Below are 3,718 nucleotides of genomic sequence, written 5' to 3'. Positions count from 1 at the left end.
AAAGAAATATAGTGTAGGAAACTAAACCGTATTTATAGTAATTTAAATAATACTTTCATAGAGAAAAATAACGAAGAGTACAGAATAAATAGTTGTAATAAAAGTAGTTAAGATAGTAAACACTATGGTTAGAAAAGAAATAGCTATAGGAGTGAAGAATGAGTATGGAAGTAGTAAAGGTAAAAACTGATGAAGGTAAAGAAAGATATTATCTTGCAGATAGTGACGGATTACCTATTGAAGCAGTATTGAAATTTATTAGATTTAAAGATAATACAAACTACTCAAGAAATACTTTAAGAATGTACTGTCAACATTTAAAGTTATACTTTGAATATTTGGAACAACGAGAAATTAATTTTCAAGATGTTACAATAGATGATTTAGCTTTATTTGTTAATTGGTTACAAAATCCTTATAAGAGTTTAAAAGTTATACCAGTACGACCTACTGATACAGCAAGAAGTCCACGAACAGTAAATATTGTTATAAATACTGTGTTAACTTTCTATGATTATATTTTAAGACATGAGGAATATAACAATAATATATCAGATAGGCTTAAAAATTTTGTATCTACTCCAAGTAGAAACTTTAAAGGTTTTTTATATGGAATAGCACATGAGAAAAAGAAAGTAACAAGTAATATATTAAAACTGAAAGTTCCTAAATCTAAGCCAAAGACATTATCTAAAGAAGAAATAGGAACGCTTATAAGAGCCTGTAATAACCTTAGGGATAAGTTTCTATTAACATTATTATATGAAACTGGTATGAGAATAGGCGAAGGCTTATCTTTATGGATAGAGGACTTCGATATAAGTGATATGGTTATAGATTTACAAGACCGAGGTGAACTTGAAAATAATGCTGAAATAAAAACAGTATCAAGTCCAAGAAGAATAGATATATCTCAAAATTTAGCAGATATGTTTATGGAATATATAGCAGAATATCACACAGAAGAAGTTGAAACTAACCATATATTTATCAAACTTAGTGGAAGTAATAGATATAAACCTATGAATTATACTGACGTAGATAATTTATTTAGAACGTTAAAAAAAGTAACAGGTATATACGCTACTCCACATATGTTTAGACACAGTTCTTTGACATTATTAAGAATGGCTGGATGGCAACCTGAACTATTAAGAATAAGAGCAGGACATAAAAATATTTATACTACTTTAAACACTTATATACATCCTTCTGATGAAGAAATAACCGAAGAGTTCAATAGAACTCGACCTAATTTAGATTTGGATATTTATAACGAAGGGGATGAATAAAGTGAAAAATTTACAAGAGATAAAGAGTAATCAACAAAGTAAATATGATGAAATAATAGAATATCTTAGCCAAGATAATGGGTATTGGTTAAATAATGATAAGTGGGATGTTACGAAAGATTTCTTTATTGGGAAAGTAATAAGAAATATTAGATATATAAATTTTTCAAATATAAGTAATGAAGTGGTAAAAAATGAATTAAAGTTCTATTTTATTTATAGTTTTAAAAATAATTTACTTAAAAGTTCTTATATAGCTTGTTTATCTTCATCATTGAAACATTTCAATAGTTTCTTAAATAAGAATTATTCAAAATATAAAAGTTTTAATGATGTAGATACAAATAATTTTAAATTTAAGTTTAAAGATTACCTTGTAGAAGTAGGATTTAAGATATCAGACAAAGGCAAAATCAACGCTTATGAAATGAATAATATCATATATGTTTTAGATTTTATCAAAGATTTCTACGATGATAGAGAAGAAACTGAAAAAGATATATGGTATTCAAAGAACATTGTAGGTGCTAAAATTCCTGCAAGTGGAGCGGTTACAGGAACGTACAATTCTATTAACTTTACTAAAATACCAGCCTATTATAGAGGAACTGTAAAAAGATATTTTAAAACAATTATAACTAAAAAAAGTTGGAATCATTGTTTTCAAATATTAAATAATTTGAATTATTTCTTTGAAAAATTTTATTCAAATGGATATACAGATGGGTTTATAGAAAGCCTATCAAGACAAGATATAGAAAACTATATATATTGGGTTAATAATGATTATAAAGATAAAAATGCTACTTATAAAAGTAAGTTTATATCTTATATCAGAACGTTTTTGGAATATATTCAAATAGCTCAATATGACAAAGCTCCTCAAAAAGAAGTATCATTTATTATATTTCAAGATGATATTCCTAAAAGAGAACTAAATAAAGATGAAGTAAAAAAGGCAAAGTTTGTTCCAGAGCCTATCTTAAAGCAATTAGATAGTAATATTATGGATTTAGATAGACCACAGTTTATACCTATTTATATTTTACTTCGTGAAACGGGTTGGCGTGGAACTGATATATTAAATCTTAGATATGATAATTGTTTAGAACAAATATGGAATAACAAAGAAGAAAAATATAACTACTATCTTTGCGGAGAAATAACTAAAACGGGTATAGCACAACTTAAAATTCCTATAAGAGATAAAGTTGCGGAAATGGTTCAAAAATCTATTGATAAAGCAAAAGAATTAAGCACAGAAGAAAATAATCCTAAGAAGTATTTGTTTAACACTTATGAAGGTAAATTAAAAGGAAAACCGTTAGCGAAGCAAACTTTACTAAATACAATTAAAAGGTTAATTGTTCAAAAAGATATTAGAGATGCTAATGGTGAATTATATCATTTCAGACTTCATTCTCTAAGACATACAAGAGCTAAAGAGTATGTAGAGCAAGGTATGGGAATAAGTGTTATACAACAGATTTTAGGACATCAAAGTTTACAAATGACAGTTCATTATGCTACTGTTTCGGAAAATGTATTATATGAAAAATGGAAGAATACAGAGGATTTAGAACTGTTTAAAGTTGACACTACGAATAATGAACTTATAGAAGTAGATACATCTTCTACTGAAGGTGAAAATCTTATTAGATATGAATATGTTAAAAAGAATTTAGATGCAGTAAGAGTGCCTTTTGGAGTATGCTTTAAAGCCTCTAAATTGCCTTGTAAGCAACAGATGAACCATTGCCTAACTTGTGCAAGTTTCTGTACTACGATTGAAAATATACCTGAATATGAAGAAGAAATTGAAAAGGTTAAGCAACAAATTGAAATAAGTAATAGATGTGGTAGAGAACTTTGGGCTGAAAAGAATAGTCAATATTTACGTGTATTGGAAGAAACCCTACAAAAGATAAAGGAACAAAAGTTAGTTCATAAAAACGGTAAGTCAAGAGAGGATTCATGATGCCTGGAAGCACTAAAGGATTAAGAGAGTATGCAAAACAGAAAAGTAAAATAACTTTAGAAAAAGTTGATAAAGCTATTAGAGAACTTTCGTTATCGGAACAAAAAATTAACTTTAATAGTGTTTCTCAGTTAAGTGGAGTATCTAAAACTTATCTTTATAACAATGAAGAAGTTAAAAATAGAATCGAGGAGCTTCGTCAGAAGCAACTAAGTAAAACTATGAACAAAAGAGCTAAGTATGATAAAACTTCTAAATCAAAGGATATTATTATATTAGCTAAAGATAAAAAAATAAAAGAATTAGAACAAGAAAATAAAAAGCTCAAAGAACAATTAGAAGTTCTTAGAGGTAAATTGTATGAAAAAATGTAGACTACATTGTTTATATGTAGTCTACGTATAAAATAAGTAAATTACGTCTGTGTACAAGCATGTACACGAGATAT

Annotated in this window: 3 protein-coding genes; all 3 read left to right on the top strand. The window is 27.2% G+C overall.

Features of this window, described 5'->3' with window-relative positions; translation table 11 throughout:
* Nucleotides 1-164: 164 nt before the first annotated feature.
* Genes EJJ37_RS19530 through EJJ37_RS19520 form a run of 3 tightly spaced genes read left to right on the top strand, consistent with a single transcriptional unit; the run spans nucleotide 165 to nucleotide 3,644 of the window.
* Nucleotides 165-1,292 carry a tyrosine-type recombinase/integrase gene (locus EJJ37_RS19530; RefSeq protein ID WP_133017095.1) on the top strand — a complete coding sequence of 376 codons (1,128 nt, stop codon included), beginning with the start codon at nucleotides 165-167 and terminating at the stop codon, nucleotides 1,290-1,292.
* Nucleotides 1,285-3,270 carry a tyrosine-type recombinase/integrase gene (locus tag EJJ37_RS19525; RefSeq protein WP_133017093.1) on the top strand — a complete coding sequence of 662 codons (1,986 nt, stop codon included), beginning with the start codon at nucleotides 1,285-1,287 and terminating at the stop codon, nucleotides 3,268-3,270. The genes EJJ37_RS19530 and EJJ37_RS19525 overlap by 8 nt, the downstream gene beginning before the upstream one ends.
* On the top strand, nucleotides 3,270-3,644 hold the full coding sequence (locus tag EJJ37_RS19520) for a DUF6262 family protein (RefSeq protein ID WP_133017094.1): 375 nt from the start codon (nucleotides 3,270-3,272) through the stop codon (nucleotides 3,642-3,644). The genes EJJ37_RS19525 and EJJ37_RS19520 overlap by 1 nt, the downstream gene beginning before the upstream one ends.
* The last annotated feature ends 74 nt before the right edge of the window (nucleotides 3,645-3,718 follow it).

This window comes from Clostridium cuniculi (assembly GCF_004353185.1).
In the GTDB taxonomy this organism is placed as follows: Bacteria; Bacillota; Clostridia; order Clostridiales; family Clostridiaceae; genus Clostridium; species Clostridium cuniculi.
Note: the sequence above shows the minus strand (reverse complement) of the source record. Positions and strands in the feature narration are given on the sequence as shown.

Coding starts and splice junctions, on each gene's coding strand:
- EJJ37_RS19520 (WP_133017094.1), top strand. CDS start 3,270: ATGCCTGGAAGCACTAAAGGATTAAGAGAGTATGCAAAACAGAAAAGT.
- EJJ37_RS19525 (WP_133017093.1), top strand. CDS start 1,285: ATGAATAAAGTGAAAAATTTACAAGAGATAAAGAGTAATCAACAAAGT.
- EJJ37_RS19530 (WP_133017095.1), top strand. CDS start 165: ATGGAAGTAGTAAAGGTAAAAACTGATGAAGGTAAAGAAAGATATTAT.